General features: G+C 38.4%; 12 protein-coding genes. 4 read left to right on the top strand and 8 right to left on the bottom strand.

Annotated features, from left to right (window positions below; genetic code table 11):
* Nucleotides 1-186: 186 nt before the first annotated feature.
* The 6 genes from OQX64_RS18695 to mutL form a co-directional block, all read right to left on the bottom strand.
* Complete coding sequence (locus tag OQX64_RS18695) at nucleotides 187-2913, bottom strand: carboxypeptidase regulatory-like domain-containing protein (protein ID WP_265819900.1); 2727 nt, start codon at nucleotides 2911-2913, stop codon at nucleotides 187-189.
* Between the two features lie 179 nt (nucleotides 2914-3092).
* A complete protein-coding gene (locus tag OQX64_RS18690; protein WP_265819899.1) occupies nucleotides 3093-3725 on the bottom strand; it encodes an NAD(P)H-dependent oxidoreductase in 633 nt (210 codons plus the stop codon).
* A gap of 88 nt (nucleotides 3726-3813) precedes the next feature.
* Nucleotides 3814-4938 carry an endonuclease/exonuclease/phosphatase family protein gene (locus OQX64_RS18685; RefSeq protein WP_265819898.1) on the bottom strand — a complete coding sequence of 375 codons (1125 nt, stop codon included), beginning with the start codon at nucleotides 4936-4938 and terminating at the stop codon, nucleotides 3814-3816.
* The gene (locus OQX64_RS18680) at nucleotides 4938-5792 is read right to left on the bottom strand and encodes a rhomboid family intramembrane serine protease (RefSeq protein ID WP_265819897.1); all 855 of its coding nucleotides are present in this window, start codon (nucleotides 5790-5792) and stop codon (nucleotides 4938-4940) included. Before OQX64_RS18680 ends, OQX64_RS18685 begins: the two co-directional genes overlap by 1 nt.
* Nucleotides 5785-6525: a rhomboid family intramembrane serine protease gene (locus OQX64_RS18675; RefSeq protein WP_088301863.1), complete on the bottom strand. Its 741-nt coding sequence runs from the start codon at nucleotides 6523-6525 to the stop codon at nucleotides 5785-5787. Before OQX64_RS18675 ends, OQX64_RS18680 begins: the two co-directional genes overlap by 8 nt.
* A gap of 96 nt (nucleotides 6526-6621) precedes the next feature.
* The gene (gene mutL, locus OQX64_RS18670) at nucleotides 6622-8460 is read right to left on the bottom strand and encodes a DNA mismatch repair endonuclease MutL (protein ID WP_265819896.1); all 1839 of its coding nucleotides are present in this window, start codon (nucleotides 8458-8460) and stop codon (nucleotides 6622-6624) included.
* A gap of 439 nt (nucleotides 8461-8899) precedes the next feature.
* Between mutL and OQX64_RS18665 the strand changes: the two genes are divergently transcribed.
* Nucleotides 8900-10717, top strand: a complete 1818-nt coding sequence (locus OQX64_RS18665) for a serine hydrolase domain-containing protein (protein ID WP_265819895.1) — start codon at nucleotides 8900-8902, stop codon at nucleotides 10715-10717.
* Between the two features lie 96 nt (nucleotides 10718-10813).
* Here OQX64_RS18665 and OQX64_RS18660 read toward each other — a convergent pair whose 3' ends face one another.
* Entirely contained in the window at nucleotides 10814-11656 is an 843-nt protein-coding gene (locus tag OQX64_RS18660; protein WP_265819894.1) for a DUF6929 family protein, read from the bottom strand.
* A gap of 97 nt (nucleotides 11657-11753) precedes the next feature.
* The gene (locus tag OQX64_RS18655; protein WP_265819893.1) at nucleotides 11754-12716 is read right to left on the bottom strand and encodes an isopenicillin N synthase family dioxygenase; all 963 of its coding nucleotides are present in this window, start codon (nucleotides 12714-12716) and stop codon (nucleotides 11754-11756) included.
* Nucleotides 12717-12996: 280 nt separating this feature from the next.
* Here OQX64_RS18655 and msrA point away from each other — a divergent pair, with 280 nt between their 5' ends.
* The 3 genes from msrA to OQX64_RS18640 all read left to right on the top strand — a co-directional run bounded on the left by msrA (nucleotide 12997) and on the right by OQX64_RS18640 (nucleotide 16291).
* Nucleotides 12997-13596 (top strand): peptide-methionine (S)-S-oxide reductase MsrA, encoded by a 600-nt coding sequence (gene msrA, locus OQX64_RS18650; RefSeq protein ID WP_265819892.1) that lies wholly within the window; start codon nucleotides 12997-12999, stop codon nucleotides 13594-13596.
* 180 nt (nucleotides 13597-13776) lie between these two features.
* Nucleotides 13777-15237, top strand: a complete 1461-nt coding sequence (gene cysS / locus OQX64_RS18645; protein WP_265819891.1) for a cysteine--tRNA ligase — start codon at nucleotides 13777-13779, stop codon at nucleotides 15235-15237.
* A gap of 70 nt (nucleotides 15238-15307) precedes the next feature.
* Nucleotides 15308-16291 (top strand): M28 family peptidase, encoded by a 984-nt coding sequence (locus OQX64_RS18640; RefSeq protein ID WP_265819890.1) that lies wholly within the window; start codon nucleotides 15308-15310, stop codon nucleotides 16289-16291.
* Nucleotides 16292-16316: the final 25 nt, after the last annotated feature.

The raw sequence follows: 16316 nt of genomic DNA, 5'->3' as shown, positions 1-16316 counted from the left end.
CACGCCATTAACTCCCGCAGATTTAAAATGATAAGCGCAGAATAATGAAGTTGATGTTTACTTATTTTTAAATGAGATGTATGAATCTGTGGGGATCTGTGAAATCCGCGGGAACTAATAAACTATATAAATCAATTAAGACTCAGATACCATTAGTATCCGAGCCATTATAAAACCATATTACTACTATTTAACCGTATATCGTAATATTGATCTGCCTAAGTTTCCATTGGCGTCAATTCCTTCAATAATCACTTTATATTGCCCCTTTCCATCTGCATTATAAAATTCAAAAGAGGAATTTCCGGTAGCGTCTGTAATGATTTTTGGATTCCAGTAAATGGTGGTTCTTAAATCGGTTTTGTTCATATTAGCGGGAACATCATATTTAGGCGAATAAAATTGTTTCTCTTTATTATAACCTTGAGGTGAAAACGTCACTTCGTAGTTTTTAGGAAGCAAATCCAGCAATTGCGCTTTTGAAATTTTCGTTCCCTTTGGTGCTTTTTTCTGGTTAAATACAATCACTCCATTTACGTTATTTGCACGGTTCACTAAACCCAGCTCATCCCTTAAAAATACTTCAATAGATTCGATTTCATTTGGATTTAAAGTATTAATCTGGTTCACATCAACACTCATTCCATTGATAAAAATTCCCATCGGAATCTTTTTGCCGGCATTAAAGTCGCGGGTTACATAAAAGTTATTATCCTGATAGGTTACACCGGCAAGCATACCCTGCAAACAATTAATTAATAAAGCACAACCTTGTAAACGATCGCCTGTTATTTCATGATCAGCCATTTGCGGAAGTCCGGTTAAGTTGGGGTAATCTTTATGGCTCACTTTCGGGGTAACAGCACCTTTAATGGTTACATCTTTTAGCGTGTGTAAATAAGAATACTGCTTTTTGCTGTTATCTAAATAAGTGGTCAGGGCACTATCAATGTTTAAAACCTCCTCTGCGGCACTGAAATTTCGGGTTAGGGTTGGTACAGGAGATCCGTTCAGGCTGATGGCCATGGCTTTATAATTGGGATTATATTTAGCCGTGATGGTTACTTTTGAAGAATCATTCAGCACTAAATTCTTAAACCTGAAATTTCCAACCGGATCTGTTATGCCTTCCAGGTTAAAACGTTTATCAGGAATGGTAAGCAATAACTGTCCTTTCCTCACCGGAATACCATTATTCATTCTTAATATTCCAGAAACTTCTATGCCCTGTTCTGGCATAAAGCTGATTTTTGGTAAGTTGCCTGCCAACACATCCGTGTACTTAAAACTGCGGTAACCTTGCGTAAGCAAGAGTACATCCAGGTCAGCATTCTTTTTAGCATCGGGTGCGTTAAAGTAATAATTAGGTTTTTCTACATAACCCTTAATATCACTGCTGAGTAATAGTCCGGTTAAAATGGTACTGGTAGCATCATCATTTGCCGGTACTTTTGTTTCGTCTACCACTGCCACAGAGAAATTTCCTTCAACAGGAGCACCATCTTTTTTAGCAGATACATTAACCTTTACTTTTTTCTTTACGCCATAAGCTGGGGTGGCAGTGGTTAAAGTGACAGCCATATTATTTTTATGCTGAACAAATACCAATCGCTCACTTAGTGGCTTGCCTGCATCTGTAAATAAGGTGAACTGTGCAATGCCAGATGGAAACTTAGATTTCAAAATACTCGTACTATATTCTTTATTTGATAATGCCGTTTGCGCACCATAACAGATTACACCTTTACTTTGTGCTACCAGATATAGCTTTTTGCCCTTATTTTCATCGAAGAAAGCATCATTAGAAACAATTTTAACCTGAACGTTTTCAGCGTCCGTATTATCAACGGTTACTTTGATACCCTTTTCATTAACGGCCGGAAGGGGATAAGTCGCTGTAGTGCCATCCGTATAAGTTACCGTGGCTTTGTACGTTTTTCCATTTTCGGCCAGTAAATCAAAACTGCCCATCCCCAGGTGCTGGGCATTAAAAGTCGCGATTTGCTTGCCATCGCTATCGGTAACAGTTCCTTTAGCATTAATGCCTAATCCATCACTTTTAATGGCCTTGAAGGCGATTTTATTCACCAGTCCGGCAATGAGGTTTCCGCCTTCGGGAAAGAATTGAAAATCCTTACTTAAAATGGCATTGGCCAGGGTAAAGCTATTGCTTACTACATCTTTATCCGTGGTATTCAGGCTGGTGATTAATTCACCTTTTTTTAATTGATATTCGGCCTTTTGGTTGGCGCTCATGGCAATTGTTAGGTAACCATTGGCATCAGTTGTACCCCTGCCTTTGGCAATCACCGTATAACTGGTTACTACCTGCCAGCTTACGTTTCTGTTGGCATAAGGCTTATTATTGGCATCTTTAAACTGCACACGGGCATCAATCTTTTCCTGTTTATCAGTAGAAGTGTTTTTATAGGTAATGTGGGTTTTAACTTCTTTATCAATCGCCTCACCTACATAGAAAGTTTTATTAAAATAAGCTGGGTTATCAAAGTTGAGCATCCACATGGTATAAGCCCTGATATGATAATTGCCTTGTTTATAATTCACCTGATCCAGAGGGAAATTTCCAGTCGCCACACCGCCGGTAACAGGCAGTTTTATCGTTTGGATCAGTGAATCTTTCTGGTTAATCACATCAACATAAATAATCTTACTGATTCCAGATAGCAAGTTTTGATTCTCGGTTACGTAAGCTTTAAACCAAACCGTATCTGCAATGGCATAATAAGGCTTATCAAAATGAAGATAGATTTTCTCTGACGGATAATCATTTAATGCTTTGTTGGTTTTGGCAATGAGGGTATTGATGCTAACTGTATCCGTTTGTGCTGATGAGGAAAAATGTATGGTAAATAGAAGGGTGAGGATTAAAAAGGATAGTCTAAAAATTTTCATGAATTGGAAATTAAATACTTAGGTTGTAAATATATCCAATTAAAAATAGAGCACCTAAATTGTATGCATCTTTAACACTTTTTTACATTAAGTATTCAGAAAATTTGCCGGAATTTCGATGTAAAAAAAACAAGCTGGCCAAAGCCAGCTTGTTCATTATACTGTTGGATATGGATTTTTTATTTGTATGCTATTACAAACTCATTTAAAGGCGTACGCACTTTTTTAAGATTTGCCAGCCAGTCGCCATTTTCATCTCTGTTCCCTAATGGTAATAAGGTTACGCTTTTTAAGTGTTTTTCATTTAAGCCTAATAATTCATCCAGTTTTGAGGCATCAAAACCTTCCATAGGCGTATGGTCAACTTTTAATAAAGCGGCCTGGGCAATGGCAACACCAAAAGCCAGGTAGGCCTGTTTGGCTGCATGGTGAAAGTTTTCTTCTGCAGATCGGGATAATACCATGCCTTTTAACTGTTCTTTATAAGCATCTGTAGTATCTAAGGGCAAACCGCGTTCGGTATTCATTCTATCGAACATTTCATCAATTCCTTCTTCTGTATAATTTTCCTGGGCAGCAAAAACCAAAAGGTGAGAAGCATCTACCACTTGCGATTGATTATAAGCTATTGGCAAGATTTGTTCTTTTAATTCCTGGTTTGTGATGACAATAACCTTGAAGGGCTGTAAGCCTGAAGATGTTGGGGCCAACTGCGCAGCTTTTATAATTTGATCTACCTTATCTTGTTCTACAGGCTGACCATTCATTTTTTTAACGGCATAACGCCAGTTTAGTGCATCGATTAAGCTCATGGGTTATAAATTTTATCCAAATATCTGCAAAACAGTTACCTGGTATGTTGATGTATGATAAGAAAATAAATTCATGCAGGGCAAATAACTATTTCTTCTCTATTGGTTGAGCGTTTAGTCTTAAATCACTTCTTACTGGGAAATGATCTGATAATTTTGCTTTTTCTATTTTATAGTTCAGCACTTCCAGGTTTTTGGAGGTGGCGATATAATCGATCTGAAAATTTGGAAATTTGCCATTGTAAGTGGTGCCGAAGCCCGAACCTTTTTTAATAAAAGCATTGTTAAGGTTTTGAGTAATCTGGGTCACTACATATGATGCAGGCGTATCGTTAAAATCGCCGGCAATCAGGTAAGGGGTTTTACAGTTTGCCATTTCTTTCTTCATTACATCTACTTGACTGCTCCTTTTAAGAAAAGCACTTTTTAACATCCTTAAAATGCGTTTTGATGGCTGAATTTGCGTATTCATTTCTTTCACCTTATCAAGGTATTCATAATCCTGCTTTTCGAAAGAAATGGATTGGAAATGCACATTATATACCCTTAAGTTTTGACCTTTAACATCTAAATCAGTGTAGATGCTCATATTGCCGGGGAAGCCCTCCACAAATGGGATTTTACCGGAGGCTTTAATCGGGAATTTTGAAAAAATGGCTAAACCAATGGCTTCATAATCGTTTTTATTGGTCGGAACAAAAAAGAAATGGTTTGTTTTTAAAATCTTTTTCAGGCTGTCAATCGTATCGAAATCTCCTTTATAACGGGTATAAAATTCCTGGAAACAAATGATGTCAGGATTTTGCTCTTTCACCACCTGGAGTATTTTTTCTTTTACCGATTCATCATTTTCACCACCGTAAAGTTTAAAATTATGAACATTATAGGTCATCATTCTAATGCTGTTATCCGCTTTTTCAATCGGGCCTTTATCGCCGCTAATGGAAAATGTTGCCCTTAAAGTTTTATAGCCATAGGCGATGACAACCACACTGGCCAATGCGAAAATCCATTTTTTACTCAAGCACCACCAGGCGATAAAGATGATGTGAAGAAATAAAAAATATGGATAGGCTAAACCGAAAAAAGCAATAATAGGATGTTGACGCGGATCCATATTGCCCGCAACTGTTCCCAATATTAACCCTATAGCTAAAATGATCGCTATCGGAAATAATAGTTTATCCAGTAAATTATACTTTTTAGTCGACATTAATCTTTGCTTGCTTTGAATAATTTCTCTCTCTCTGTTGCGGTTAATTTGTCATAGCCTGATGAAGATATTTTATCTAAAATTGCATCGATTTCTTGTTGTGATACATCTTTAAAGGCAGGTTTTTTAACGGGAGGTTTTTCATTTTTTACCACGCGTAATTTTGGTTTACGCTCAAATAATTTACTCCAGTCACGGCCACGCTGTAAACTTTTTATAAAGGCAAAGCCTAAAATCGCACCGCCGATATGGGCTAAATTTCCACCAGCATTTGCAGATGATAATCCAATAAATGAGATAAAGAAATAAACGATGGCAACCCATTTAATTTTTACTTCACCGATGAACATCATCATAATGGCATAATTGGGAACAAGTGTAGCGGTGGCCACAATAATAGCCATTACAGCTGCCGATGAACCAATAACCGTTTGCCCGATAATGCCTCCGGCGAAGGCCGGAAAAATATTTAATCCGGCAATATAAAGGAGGGCACCTGTAATTCCACCAGCCAGGTAAACAAAATGGAATTGCCTGCTTTTTAAGAAATTCATAAAGATATTCCCGAACCAGAATAGCCCAAGCATATTGAATAAAAGGTGCAGGAAACCATCATGGAAAAACATATAGGTAACTACCGTATAAAATCTGGTAGGAAGTGCAGAAATTGCTGCCGGAACACCAAAGTAATTCCTGATCCATTCGCTGATCATGAAGTCGCTTTTTGCCAGAAATAAGAATACAGAAAGAACAGTGGTAACCAGAAATATAATGGTATTTAAACCAATATATAAAAACAGCGGGTTGCCAGACTGAAATATTTTAAACTTTAAATCTCTAAAAGTATTATTCATAATAAGTGTAAAAATTGGTGTTTTTATCTTTCCATATCTTCACCAGTATGAAGCCGATTAAGGCCCCGCCCAAATGTGCATAATGTGCCACAGAATCACCTTCAAACTGACCCACGCCTAAAAACAATTCCACCAGAATATAAAAAGGAATAATATACTTTGCTTTTACGGGCACCGGAATGAACATAATCATGAGTTCCGCATTCGGATAAAGCATACCAAAGGCAACTAAAAGGCCGAAAATGGCACCTGATGCGCCTACCATTGGTGTGGTGTAAATATCAATCAATTTTGATAATTGCTGATTGTTTAAACCTTTTATATTGGCTTCAACCATGCTGGTGGCAAAATCAACTGAAACGGCACCCGGGTTAACAACAGCACCAGTTATCTGATAGGTTTCGAAAGCCTGCACGCCTAATTGCAAAGCAAGCGCACCAAGTCCGGTTATTAAATAAAAAATCAAGAATTTTTTTGCACCCCAACGTGCTTCCAATAGCGTACCGAAGGAATAAAGCGCAAACATGTTAAAGAAAATATGTGCCCAGCCACCATGCATAAACATGTAGGTAATGGGTTGCCATGGCCTGGCCATTGGTGAATCAAAGTAAAAAGCACCCAGACTAAAGCCCAATCTGATTCCTTTGGTTTCGAAATATAAAGTAGCCAGAAAGAATAATATATTGATGATCAGCAGGTTTTTAACTACTGGTGGAATATGTATGTTGTTCATTTATTGTTTTCTTCTATCGTTTTTCGTTTTTTGTTGATCGCCCATCGTTTTAGGGTTTGGGTTGTCAAGCTTTTAGCTTTCAACTTTTTACTTTCCTCACTTCTCAAATTTTTTATCCAGTTCTGCTAATGTAATCGTTTGGATAACTGGTTTTCCGCTCACGCTAAAGTTAGGCGTTTTACAGGCAAAAAGTTCATCAATCAGCGTATTCATTTCCTCCTGTGCTAAAGCTGTACCTGCTTTTATGGCACTGTTTTTAGCCAGACTCCTTGCCAGGCGATCGCGCTTACTTAACTTTAATTCTTGCTGTGTGTTTTTAAAACCTTCAATTAATTGTTCAAAAAGTTGTGTTTCATTAATGCTGCTGCTTCCCAGGTCTACGGGAACACCCTCTACCACCAACGTATTTTTACCGAATTCCCGTACATCGAAGCCTAAACTTTTTATATCATCCAGTAAACTTTTAGCCAGTTCGAAATCATTGGCGTTTAAAGTAATGGTTTGGGGAAACAAACTTTGCTGCGATGCACCTTTGCGGTCATCCAGATGTACGAGAAAACGTTCATACAGGATTCGTTCATGTGCCATCTGCTGATCAATCACCATTAAGCCTGATTTAATCTGCGACACAATATAGCGGTTATGCAATTGCATGTACTGCTTTTTTGATGTTTCAATTTCGTGACTGTCTTCTGCGTAAATGGATGTTTGTTCAACAACAGGTTGGTCAGTAATCTCATATAAGGAACCCCAGTTTTTGGCACTGGGTTTTGCATCGTAATTTCTGGGCGAGGAGGAATAACCGGAGGTTGAACTGCTATCACTGGCAAAGGGATTAAAATCCGGATTAAAGTTGATACTTGGTGGAACAATATCTTCCACGGCCTTTTGCGTGATCATATTACTGAAGCCTGTTTCCTGGTCAAAATCTAACGTGGGTGCAATGTTATACCGACCGATGGAACGTTTTACAGCCGATTTTAAAATCGCATAAATGGATTTTTCATCCAGGTATTTGATTTCCGTTTTCGTTGGGTGAACGTTGACATCAATTTTTGCAGGATCAATTTCGATAAACAACACGTAAAGCGGATAACTGTCATCAGGTAAAAGATCTTCAAAGGCAGAACTAACGGCGTGATTAAGGTATGGATCTTTTATAAAACGGTTGTTCACGAAAAAGAACTGCTCTCCCCTCGTTTTCTTAGCGAAGGCAGGTTTACCGATATATCCTTTTAAATTTATGATGGTTGTTTCCTCTTCAACAGGAACCAGTCGTTCATTGTAATTATTGCCAAAAAGATGTACAATCCGCTGCTTCAAATTACCTTTAGGAAGGTTGAAAATCTCTGTTCCATCGTGGTGCAAACTAAAAAATACAGCAGGATGTGCCAATGCCACACGTTGAAATTCATCAATGATATGGCGCATTTCTACCGGATTGCTTTTTAAAAAGTTTCTCCGGGCAGGCGTATTAAAAAACAGATTTTTAATAGAAATTTGAGTGCCCGCTGCTGTAGCAACCGGTTCCTGTGCAATGACCTGTGCGCCTTCAATGGAAATACAGGTGCCAATCTCATCTTCATGCCTGCGGGTTTTCATTTCCACCTGTGCAATCGCGGCGATGGAGGCCATGGCTTCACCACGAAAACCCATGGTGCGAATGGCAAATAAATCTTCTGCCTTTTTTACCTTCGAAGTGGCATGGCGTTCAAAGCACATACGCGCATCTGTTACACTCATCCCACAACCATTATCTACGATCTGTATCAGTGCTTTACCAGCATCCTTAATCACCAGTTGTATTTTATCTGCACCGGCATCAATCGCATTTTCAAGCAATTCTTTTACCGCCGAAGCTGGCCTTTGAACAACTTCTCCGGCAGCAATCTGGTTGGCAACAGCATCAGGCAATAAGTGAATAATATCAGTCATGTAATATGGCAATGTGAATGGGCTAAATTATAGAAAATAAGCTTAATGAAACGGATTTGTTTAAAACTCAACATGTAAATGACGGTTATTGGGGTGGTAAAAATGGATTAAAATATAATTGTTGTGAATTAGTAATTTCTTTATAAAGCATTATTAACCTGAGCAAATGAAATTAAAACTGTCCCTTTGCTCCTCCTTGAAAATAAGAGGTGGAATAAACTGAACTTTGGTATAATGTAAGTTCATCTTTTAGCGAGATACAAAGATCTCTCCACTGCGGTCGAGAGGACGACGCTATTGGTAGGAGAAATATTTTTTCATAGGCCTTTCTCTTCCAAGGCGCGAAAGGTGCCTATAGACGGATAGGGGCTCTTATTTTATTCCGCTACAAAGTAGATTTTTAAAAGTCAAATCACTACAATTTTCTATCTTTAGCCGTATGAAACGAAATAGATTAGTGGTTCTGGCTGCTGTAAGTTTTTTTAATATTCTCTGTTTAATGGCTTGTGCACAAGATCATGCCAACAACGAAAGGAAGCTTTCCATTGCTAATAGTATTGCTAAAACCATCGTGGTATTAAATAATCAGGATTCGGTTATTCCCTTAAAATCGCTGGAAAAAAAGACTATTGCTTCGGTCGGCTTAGGTTTTGCCTACAGTATGGTTTTTGATAGTCTGTCTAATAAATATGATAAGGTAACATCTTTTTCTGCTGCGAATTATCAAGATAGTGTTAACCTGAATGATCTGGAAGATGACCTGAAATACTATAACACCGTATTGGTTTCTATTGATGATCAACACCTCACCAATACCAGGTATATTAATTTTATCAATAGCATCAGCAAAACAAAAAAAGTAATTATAGCCTTTTTTGGTAACGGGCCGGGTTTAAAAACCTTTGATGCCTTGCAATCGCCAATTGTTTTTACTGCACAAAATAATGCAGATGCTGCGGCTTTGGTTCCGCAATATATTTTTGGTGGCATTGCGGCAGAGAATAAACTCACCACTACTTTTTCAGCACGTTATACCTTGGGTTCTGGCTTTATAACTGCTAAAACAAGGTTGAAATACACGGTTCCAGAAGATGCCGGATTAAATTCAAATGGTTTAAGTGAAATTGATGCCATTGCGGCTGAAGCCATTAGTCAGAAAGCTACACCAGGTTTGGTGGTTTTAGTCGCCAAAGATGGTAAGGTAATTTTCAATAAGGCCTATGGAACACATACTTATGATACCACAGTACCTGATCAGGTTACTGATATTTTTGATTTAGCTTCAGTGACTAAAATTGCGGCTACTACCCCTGCTGTAATGCGTTTAGTTGAAGAAGGAAAACTGAAACTAGATACCACCATTGGTACCTATATTGCCAAAGCCCGTACTTCTCCAATGAACAATATTCAAGTGAGGGAAGTGATGCTGCACCAGGCAGGTTTTATTCCCTATATTCCTTTTCATGATTATGTAAAAACCAGCGATTACAGCAGAGATTCATCTGCCGCTTTTCCGACTAAAGTGGCAGATCAGTATTACATTAAGAAAGGTTTCTTTAAAGATTTTATGTGGCCAAAAATGCTCAATTCGCCCATCAGAACACGTGGTAAATATGTATACAGCGATATTAGCATGTATGTGATGAAAGATATTGTAGAGCACATCAGTGAGGAACCATTAAATCAGTATGCTTACGAGCAGTTTTATAAACCTCTTGGCATGCAAACTGCAGGGTTTTTACCGAGAAACAGATTCAGTAAGGATCAGATCATCCCAACAGAGCAAGATACTTATTTCAGAAAAACATTGTTGGTAGGTTATGTTCATGATCAGGGTGCAGCCTTGGCGGGAGGTGTTTCAGGCCATGCAGGCTTATTTGCCAGCGCAAATGATCTGGCTATCATGTACCAAATGCTTTTAAACCGCGGGACTTATGGCGGAACGGAATATTTTAAACCCCAAACGGTAGATATGTTTACCGCAAAGCAATCTAATGTAAGCCGCCGGGGTTTAGGTTTCGATCGCTGGGATCCGGATAGCACCAAACATTATCCTTCTAATTTAGCATCGCCGCAAACTTATGGTCATACCGGTTATACCGGAACCTGCGTGTGGGTAGATCCATCTCGAGGTTTAGTCTATATTTTCTTATCAAACCGGGTGAACCCAACAGTAACGGATAAATTATCAAATCTTAAAATTAGAGGCAGAATACAGGATGTGGTGAATAAGGCGATTGACGACTCGAAAAAATAAAGCTAAAAAGTTGTCAACTCTAAATAGTCAATTGGCCAGAAAGTTGGCAACTTAAAATAAGTTTTATCATGAAGTATTTTACACTTAAAAGCTACCTTATAAAGTTAAGCTTAACTTATAAACAGTTGTATTTAGTTCCGCTGTATCACGGTCTTCGCATAGCAAAAATTCAAGCCGGTCTTTTTCCTGTTTAAATAAGGCAATCCCTTCAAACTTATGTTGACCTGGAATTTTATAACTAAAGCTGAGGTTTAAGTTTTGTAAATCAATGCTTCCGATAAAGCTTCCCAGAATCTCACCATCATGATAAGTTGATTGAGTATCTTCAGCAGTAGCAATGAAAAAAATATCCTTTCCTACCTGTATCGCATCGGTAAAGGAAGATTCTACATGATTAATATGAGGCAATTGAACCGGACTAAATTTAATCTCGCTCAATACTGTTAAATCATTCCCCTTCAGGATAAATATTCCGTTTTTTCCTTCCTGACCATTTCCCCTGTTAAATAGCAACCACTGCTTGCCGGTAAAAATAGCACCTTCAATATTAAAATTCTTAAGGTCAATCCCGGCCACTTGCCGCATCTTTTCATAGGTTTTATTTACATTTTGAGCCTTAATTTTTTTAGTATTTAAATCGTGTGCAATTAGACGGTTCCGGTTTAGTGTAGAGCCAGAACCCAAAATATAAAGTGTGTTTTCAGAATGACAGAGCACCTCAAAATCTGGTTTCAGGGATTTAGGAATGTTTTCTTTCCGGGTAAGGGTCTGATCGAATAAAATCTGAATCTTTTCCAATCTATTGCTGTTCAGGTCGTATTGATTTAAAAAGGCACTATTATCACCTACAATATATAGCTGTTCGGCATTTGAAAATATACCGGAAGCAGAGCCAATACCTTTTATCTGTCTGAAAATTTCTAATTGAATGGAATACATATTTTAAGGTAAACAAAAAAGCATCGATTTTAGCCGATGCTTTTATATTCTTTAACTCCGGACTATGAACTTCCGACTCCGGACTTCCAACGCCAAACTATTTCTTCAAACCAATCTCTCTCAATCTTTCATCAAGGTACTCACCGGCAGTCATGTCGCTGTAAGCTTTTGGATGTTCAGCATCAATGGTAGATGATAAACTGGTTAAATCCATGTCGCTACGTGGGTGCAGGAAGAATGGTACCGAGAAACGGGATGTTTTCATTAATTCACGAGGTGGATTAACCACTCTGTGGGTAGTAGATTTTAATTTATTATTGGTTAAACGCTGCAGCATATCGCCAACATTGACCACAATATCGGTATGGTGCGCCTTAATCGGTAACCACTCATTGCTTCGGGTTAAAACCTCTAAACCATCGGCACTTGCACCAATCAATAAAGTAATCAAATTAATGTCTTCATGTGCACCTGCACGAACAGCATCATCAGGAATAACTTCAGGATTTTCAATAGGGAAGTAATGAATACCTCTCAAAATGGAGTTGCCATTGTGAACATGTTGATCAAAATAGTTTACGGGCAATTTAAGATAGGTTGCAATTGCACGTAAAAGATGTGTTCCATTTTCTTCCAGTTTCTTGTAAATATCGCCCGTAACCTGGTTAAATTCTGGCAGCTCTTCTAAAACTTCATTGTCGGGATATTGCTCCTTTACCGGATCGCCATCCGTCACTTCCTGTCCAATCTGCCAGAACTCTTTTAAATCCGGCGTTTTGGCACCCTTTGCTGTTTCCTTGCCTGCGCTCGTATATCCACGTTGACCAGCAAGCTCTGGTTTCTCATATTTCTTTTTAATATCTAAAGGCAAAGCAAAAGCAGCACGGATGTTTTCATACAGCTTGTCAATTAATTCCTGGCTTAGACCATGGTTGGTAATGGTTACAAAACCCGAATCGTTGAAGGCCCTGCCCAACTCATCAGAAAATTTTTTACGTTCTTCTTCAGTTCCATTGATATAAGAACCCAAATCCAAACAGGGAATATACGGTGTAGACATGATTTTAAATTTAATGTTTACGAATTTAAAAAAGAATTGTTAATAAGTGTCTTTAAGGTAAATAAGATGGAGCTAAAAAATTAATGATCAGATTTTTAAGTTATTAACATAAACACAAAAAAGGACAAAATGTTGGGTTTGTCATGTAAAATCCATTATTGTTTAATCTTAAACCACGATGGGTTTTATTTCGTAATATTAATAACAAGGATATTTTAGCTTAAAGTTTCGAATGTATCAGATAAAGTATTTAGTATCCTGAAATAAACACACAAAGCACATGAAAAAAATAATTTTAATTCTATTGTCTGTCTTAGCCTTAAATCAGGCCAATGCACAAGGGAAAAAAACAGAAAAGGCAACCTTTGGAATGGGTTGTTTCTGGTGTACTGAAGCCATCTTTCAGCGTTTAAAAGGAGTTACTGCCGTAAAATCAGGTTATGAAGGTGGGCAATTAGCTAATCCAACTTACGAAGAAGTTTGTACAGGTAATACGGGTCATGCTGAAGTTTTACAGGTTACTTACAACCCGATGGAAATTTCTTACGATGAATTATTAGAAGTTTTCTGGAAAAGCCATGATCCAACTACTTTAAACCGTCAGGGTGCAGATTCCGGAACACAATACCGTTCAGTGATTTTTTACCATACACCAGAACAAAAAGCCCTGGCTGAAAAGTATAAGGCAGAATTAAACAAAACAAATGCCTATGGTAAAAAAGTAGTAACAGCCATAGAAGCCGCAAAGCCATTTTATGCTGCGGAAAGTTATCATCAAAATTATTTTAATAAAAATGGCAATGAAGCCTATTGCAGGTTAGTTATTCAACCTAAAATTGAAAAACTGGAAAAAATCTTTAAATCGAAATTGAAGAAATAACGAATAATCTAGAGTTCCTGACCGTGATTGGCATTATGCAATCAAGTTCAGGAACTTTTTTCGTAGTTGATAGCCAATTTCACCTATCCTTTTCATTGAAGAATTGTCAATTAACCATTCAGTTGGTTAAACAATTTTTCATTCCTCAAACTTTACGCTGGTAAATATTACATTTGCAATATGAATACTGGCTTACAGCTTTATAATACGCTTTCACGTAAGAAAGAACTATTTCAACCACTTAATGCGAACCATGTGGGCATGTATGTATGTGGCCCTACAGTTTACAGCGATGTGCATTTAGGCAATTGCCGTACCTTTATATCTTTCGATTTAATTTTCAGGTACCTTAAATATTTAGGTTTTAAGGTTCGTTATGTGCGTAACATTACCGATGCCGGCCACCTGGAAGGTGATCGCGATGAAGGAGATGATAAATTTGCCAAACGTGCTAAACTGGAACAGTTGGAGCCTATGGAAATTGTACAGAAATACACTTTAGGTTTTCATGATGTGCTACGCATGTTTAATACTTTACCTCCGAGTATAGAACCTACAGCAACCGGTCACATCATCGAGCAGATTGAAATGATTAAGGTCATTATCGCCAATGGTTACGGTTACGAGATTGGTGGCAATGTTTATTTTGATGTTGAAAAATACAGCAAGGAATATAATTACACCATCCTCACCAACAGAAATCTGGAGGATATGCTCAATAACACCCGTGAATTGGGTGGCCAGGATGAAAAACGCGGCCGTTTAGATTTTGCCTTATGGATTAAAGCAAAACCAGAAACCTTAATGCAATGGCAATCGCCCTGGGGTTTGGGTTTTCCAGGCTGGCACATCGAATGTTCAGCCATGAGTGCTAAATACCTGGGCGATGAATTTGATATTCACGGCGGTGGGATGGATCTTGCAGCTACACACCATACCAATGAAATCGCGCAATCTGAAGCCTGCAGCCATAAACAGCCTGCCCGTTACTGGATGCACACCAATATGCTTACGGTAAATGGTACGCGGATGTCTAAATCTGCCGGGAACGGTTTTCTCCCTTTAGAATTATTCACTGGTGATCATCCGCTCCTGAAAAAAGGCTATAGCCCGATGACGGTTAAGTTTTTTATGCTTCAGGCACACTACCGCAGTACACTGGATTTTTCAAATGATGCTTTGGATGCTTCTGAAAAAGGTTTCAGAAGGCTAATGGCCGCGATTAGTTTGCTGGATAAATTAACCGTATCCGACGCAAGTGACTTTAATATAGAAGGAATCAAAGAGAAGTGCATCAATGCAATGAACGATGATTTTAACAGCCCGATTTTAATTGCCGAATTATTTGAAGCCGTTAGAATTATCAACACAGTATATGATGGAAAAGCCAAAATTTCTGCAGATCAGCTGGAGCAGTTAAAGCAATTGATCAACGACTTCGTTTTTGATATCCTCGGACTAAAAGATGAAGATGCCGGAAGTAATGATCTGAATGGTGTGTTGGATATGGTGATTGATCTGCGTACAGAGGCTAAGGCCAATAAGGATTATGCTACATCTGATAAAATCAGAATTGGTTTGCAGGAACTGGGCATTCAATTGAAAGATAGTAAAGAAGGAACAACCTGGAGTAAGGCATAATTAAGTCCGGAGTCTTAGGTCGGGAGTTTGGCGTCTGCCTGATTAAATGGCCAGCTATAAAATTTACCAAATGAATAAAAAACTTTTAATCATCCCATTAATTGGATTTATGGCATTTCAGGGATGTAAAAACAAATCAAAAACTGAAGCTACTGAAAATTCTTCCAGTGAGGAGGTCAAATTGGTTTCGCCAGTATTTAATGCTGATAGTGCCTACGTTTATACCAGGGCCCAGGTTGATTTTGGTCCGCGTATTCCGGGTACGCCAGCGCATCAGAAATGTGCAGATTACCTGGTGGCTAAGCTTAAATCTTTTGGTGCGACAGTCGAAATAACAGGTGAAAAAACCAGGACTTACGATGGGAAAACTTTTCAATTGAAAAATATTGAGGCCAGTTTTAATCCGGAGAAGAGAGAAAGGGTGCTGATTACCGCACATTGGGATGCCCGTCCGTTTTCTGATCAGGATACTGATCCATCGAATCATGATAAACCATTTGATGCGGCGAACGATGGTGCCAGTGGCGTAGCCGTAATTTTAGAAATGGCTCGCCAGATCGAGAAAAAACAGCCCAATGTAGGTGTCGATTTTGTGCTGTGGGATCTGGAAGACTACGGTAAAGCAAATGATGAAACACCAGATGAGGTAACCTGGTGTTTAGGCTCTCAGTATTGGTCTAAAAATGCCATCGCAAAAGGCTATAAAGCCCGTTATGGTATCAATCTGGATATGGTTGGCGGCGGTAATGCACAATTTACGCAGGATGAAATTTCACGGCAGTCGGCACCGGCGGTGGTAAACAATGTATGGGCTATTGGTAATGAGATTGGCTATGGTTCCTATTTTGTAAATCTGCCCAGCGGAAAACTGGTTGATGATCATTTCTGGATGAATAAGGCTGGTGTACCATCAATAGATATTATCCATTATAACGATAACAGTGGTTTTTATATCAACTGGCATACACAGTTGGATAACCTGGCCAATATTGATCGGAATACGCTTAAAGCTACCGGACAAACCGTACTGGAAACCATCTTTCGCGAAAAATAAATTGTGTAATTGTTAATTACTTTTA

The organism is Pedobacter sp. GR22-10, from assembly GCF_026239715.1.
Classification (GTDB): Bacteria; Bacteroidota; Bacteroidia; order Sphingobacteriales; family Sphingobacteriaceae; genus Pedobacter.
This window is presented reverse-complemented; position numbering and strand designations above follow the sequence as displayed.

What these genes read in the sequence shown, in the direction of transcription:
- OQX64_RS18695 (WP_265819900.1), bottom strand. Translation starts at nt 2,913, where the DNA reads ATGAAAATTTTTAGACTATCCTTTTTAATCCTCACCCTTCTATTTACC.
- OQX64_RS18690 (WP_265819899.1), bottom strand. Translation starts at nt 3,725, where the DNA reads ATGAGCTTAATCGATGCACTAAACTGGCGTTATGCCGTTAAAAAAATG.
- OQX64_RS18685 (WP_265819898.1), bottom strand. Translation starts at nt 4,938, where the DNA reads ATGTCGACTAAAAAGTATAATTTACTGGATAAACTATTATTTCCGATA.
- OQX64_RS18680 (WP_265819897.1), bottom strand. Translation starts at nt 5,792, where the DNA reads ATGAATAATACTTTTAGAGATTTAAAGTTTAAAATATTTCAGTCTGGC.
- OQX64_RS18675 (WP_088301863.1), bottom strand. Translation starts at nt 6,525, where the DNA reads ATGAACAACATACATATTCCACCAGTAGTTAAAAACCTGCTGATCATC.
- mutL (WP_265819896.1), bottom strand. Translation starts at nt 8,460, where the DNA reads ATGACTGATATTATTCACTTATTGCCTGATGCTGTTGCCAACCAGATT.
- OQX64_RS18665 (WP_265819895.1), top strand. Translation starts at nt 8,900, where the DNA reads ATGAAACGAAATAGATTAGTGGTTCTGGCTGCTGTAAGTTTTTTTAAT.
- OQX64_RS18660 (WP_265819894.1), bottom strand. Translation starts at nt 11,656, where the DNA reads ATGTATTCCATTCAATTAGAAATTTTCAGACAGATAAAAGGTATTGGC.
- OQX64_RS18655 (WP_265819893.1), bottom strand. Translation starts at nt 12,716, where the DNA reads ATGTCTACACCGTATATTCCCTGTTTGGATTTGGGTTCTTATATCAAT.
- msrA (WP_265819892.1), top strand. Translation starts at nt 12,997, where the DNA reads ATGAAAAAAATAATTTTAATTCTATTGTCTGTCTTAGCCTTAAATCAG.
- cysS (WP_265819891.1), top strand. Translation starts at nt 13,777, where the DNA reads ATGAATACTGGCTTACAGCTTTATAATACGCTTTCACGTAAGAAAGAA.
- OQX64_RS18640 (WP_265819890.1), top strand. Translation starts at nt 15,308, where the DNA reads ATGAATAAAAAACTTTTAATCATCCCATTAATTGGATTTATGGCATTT.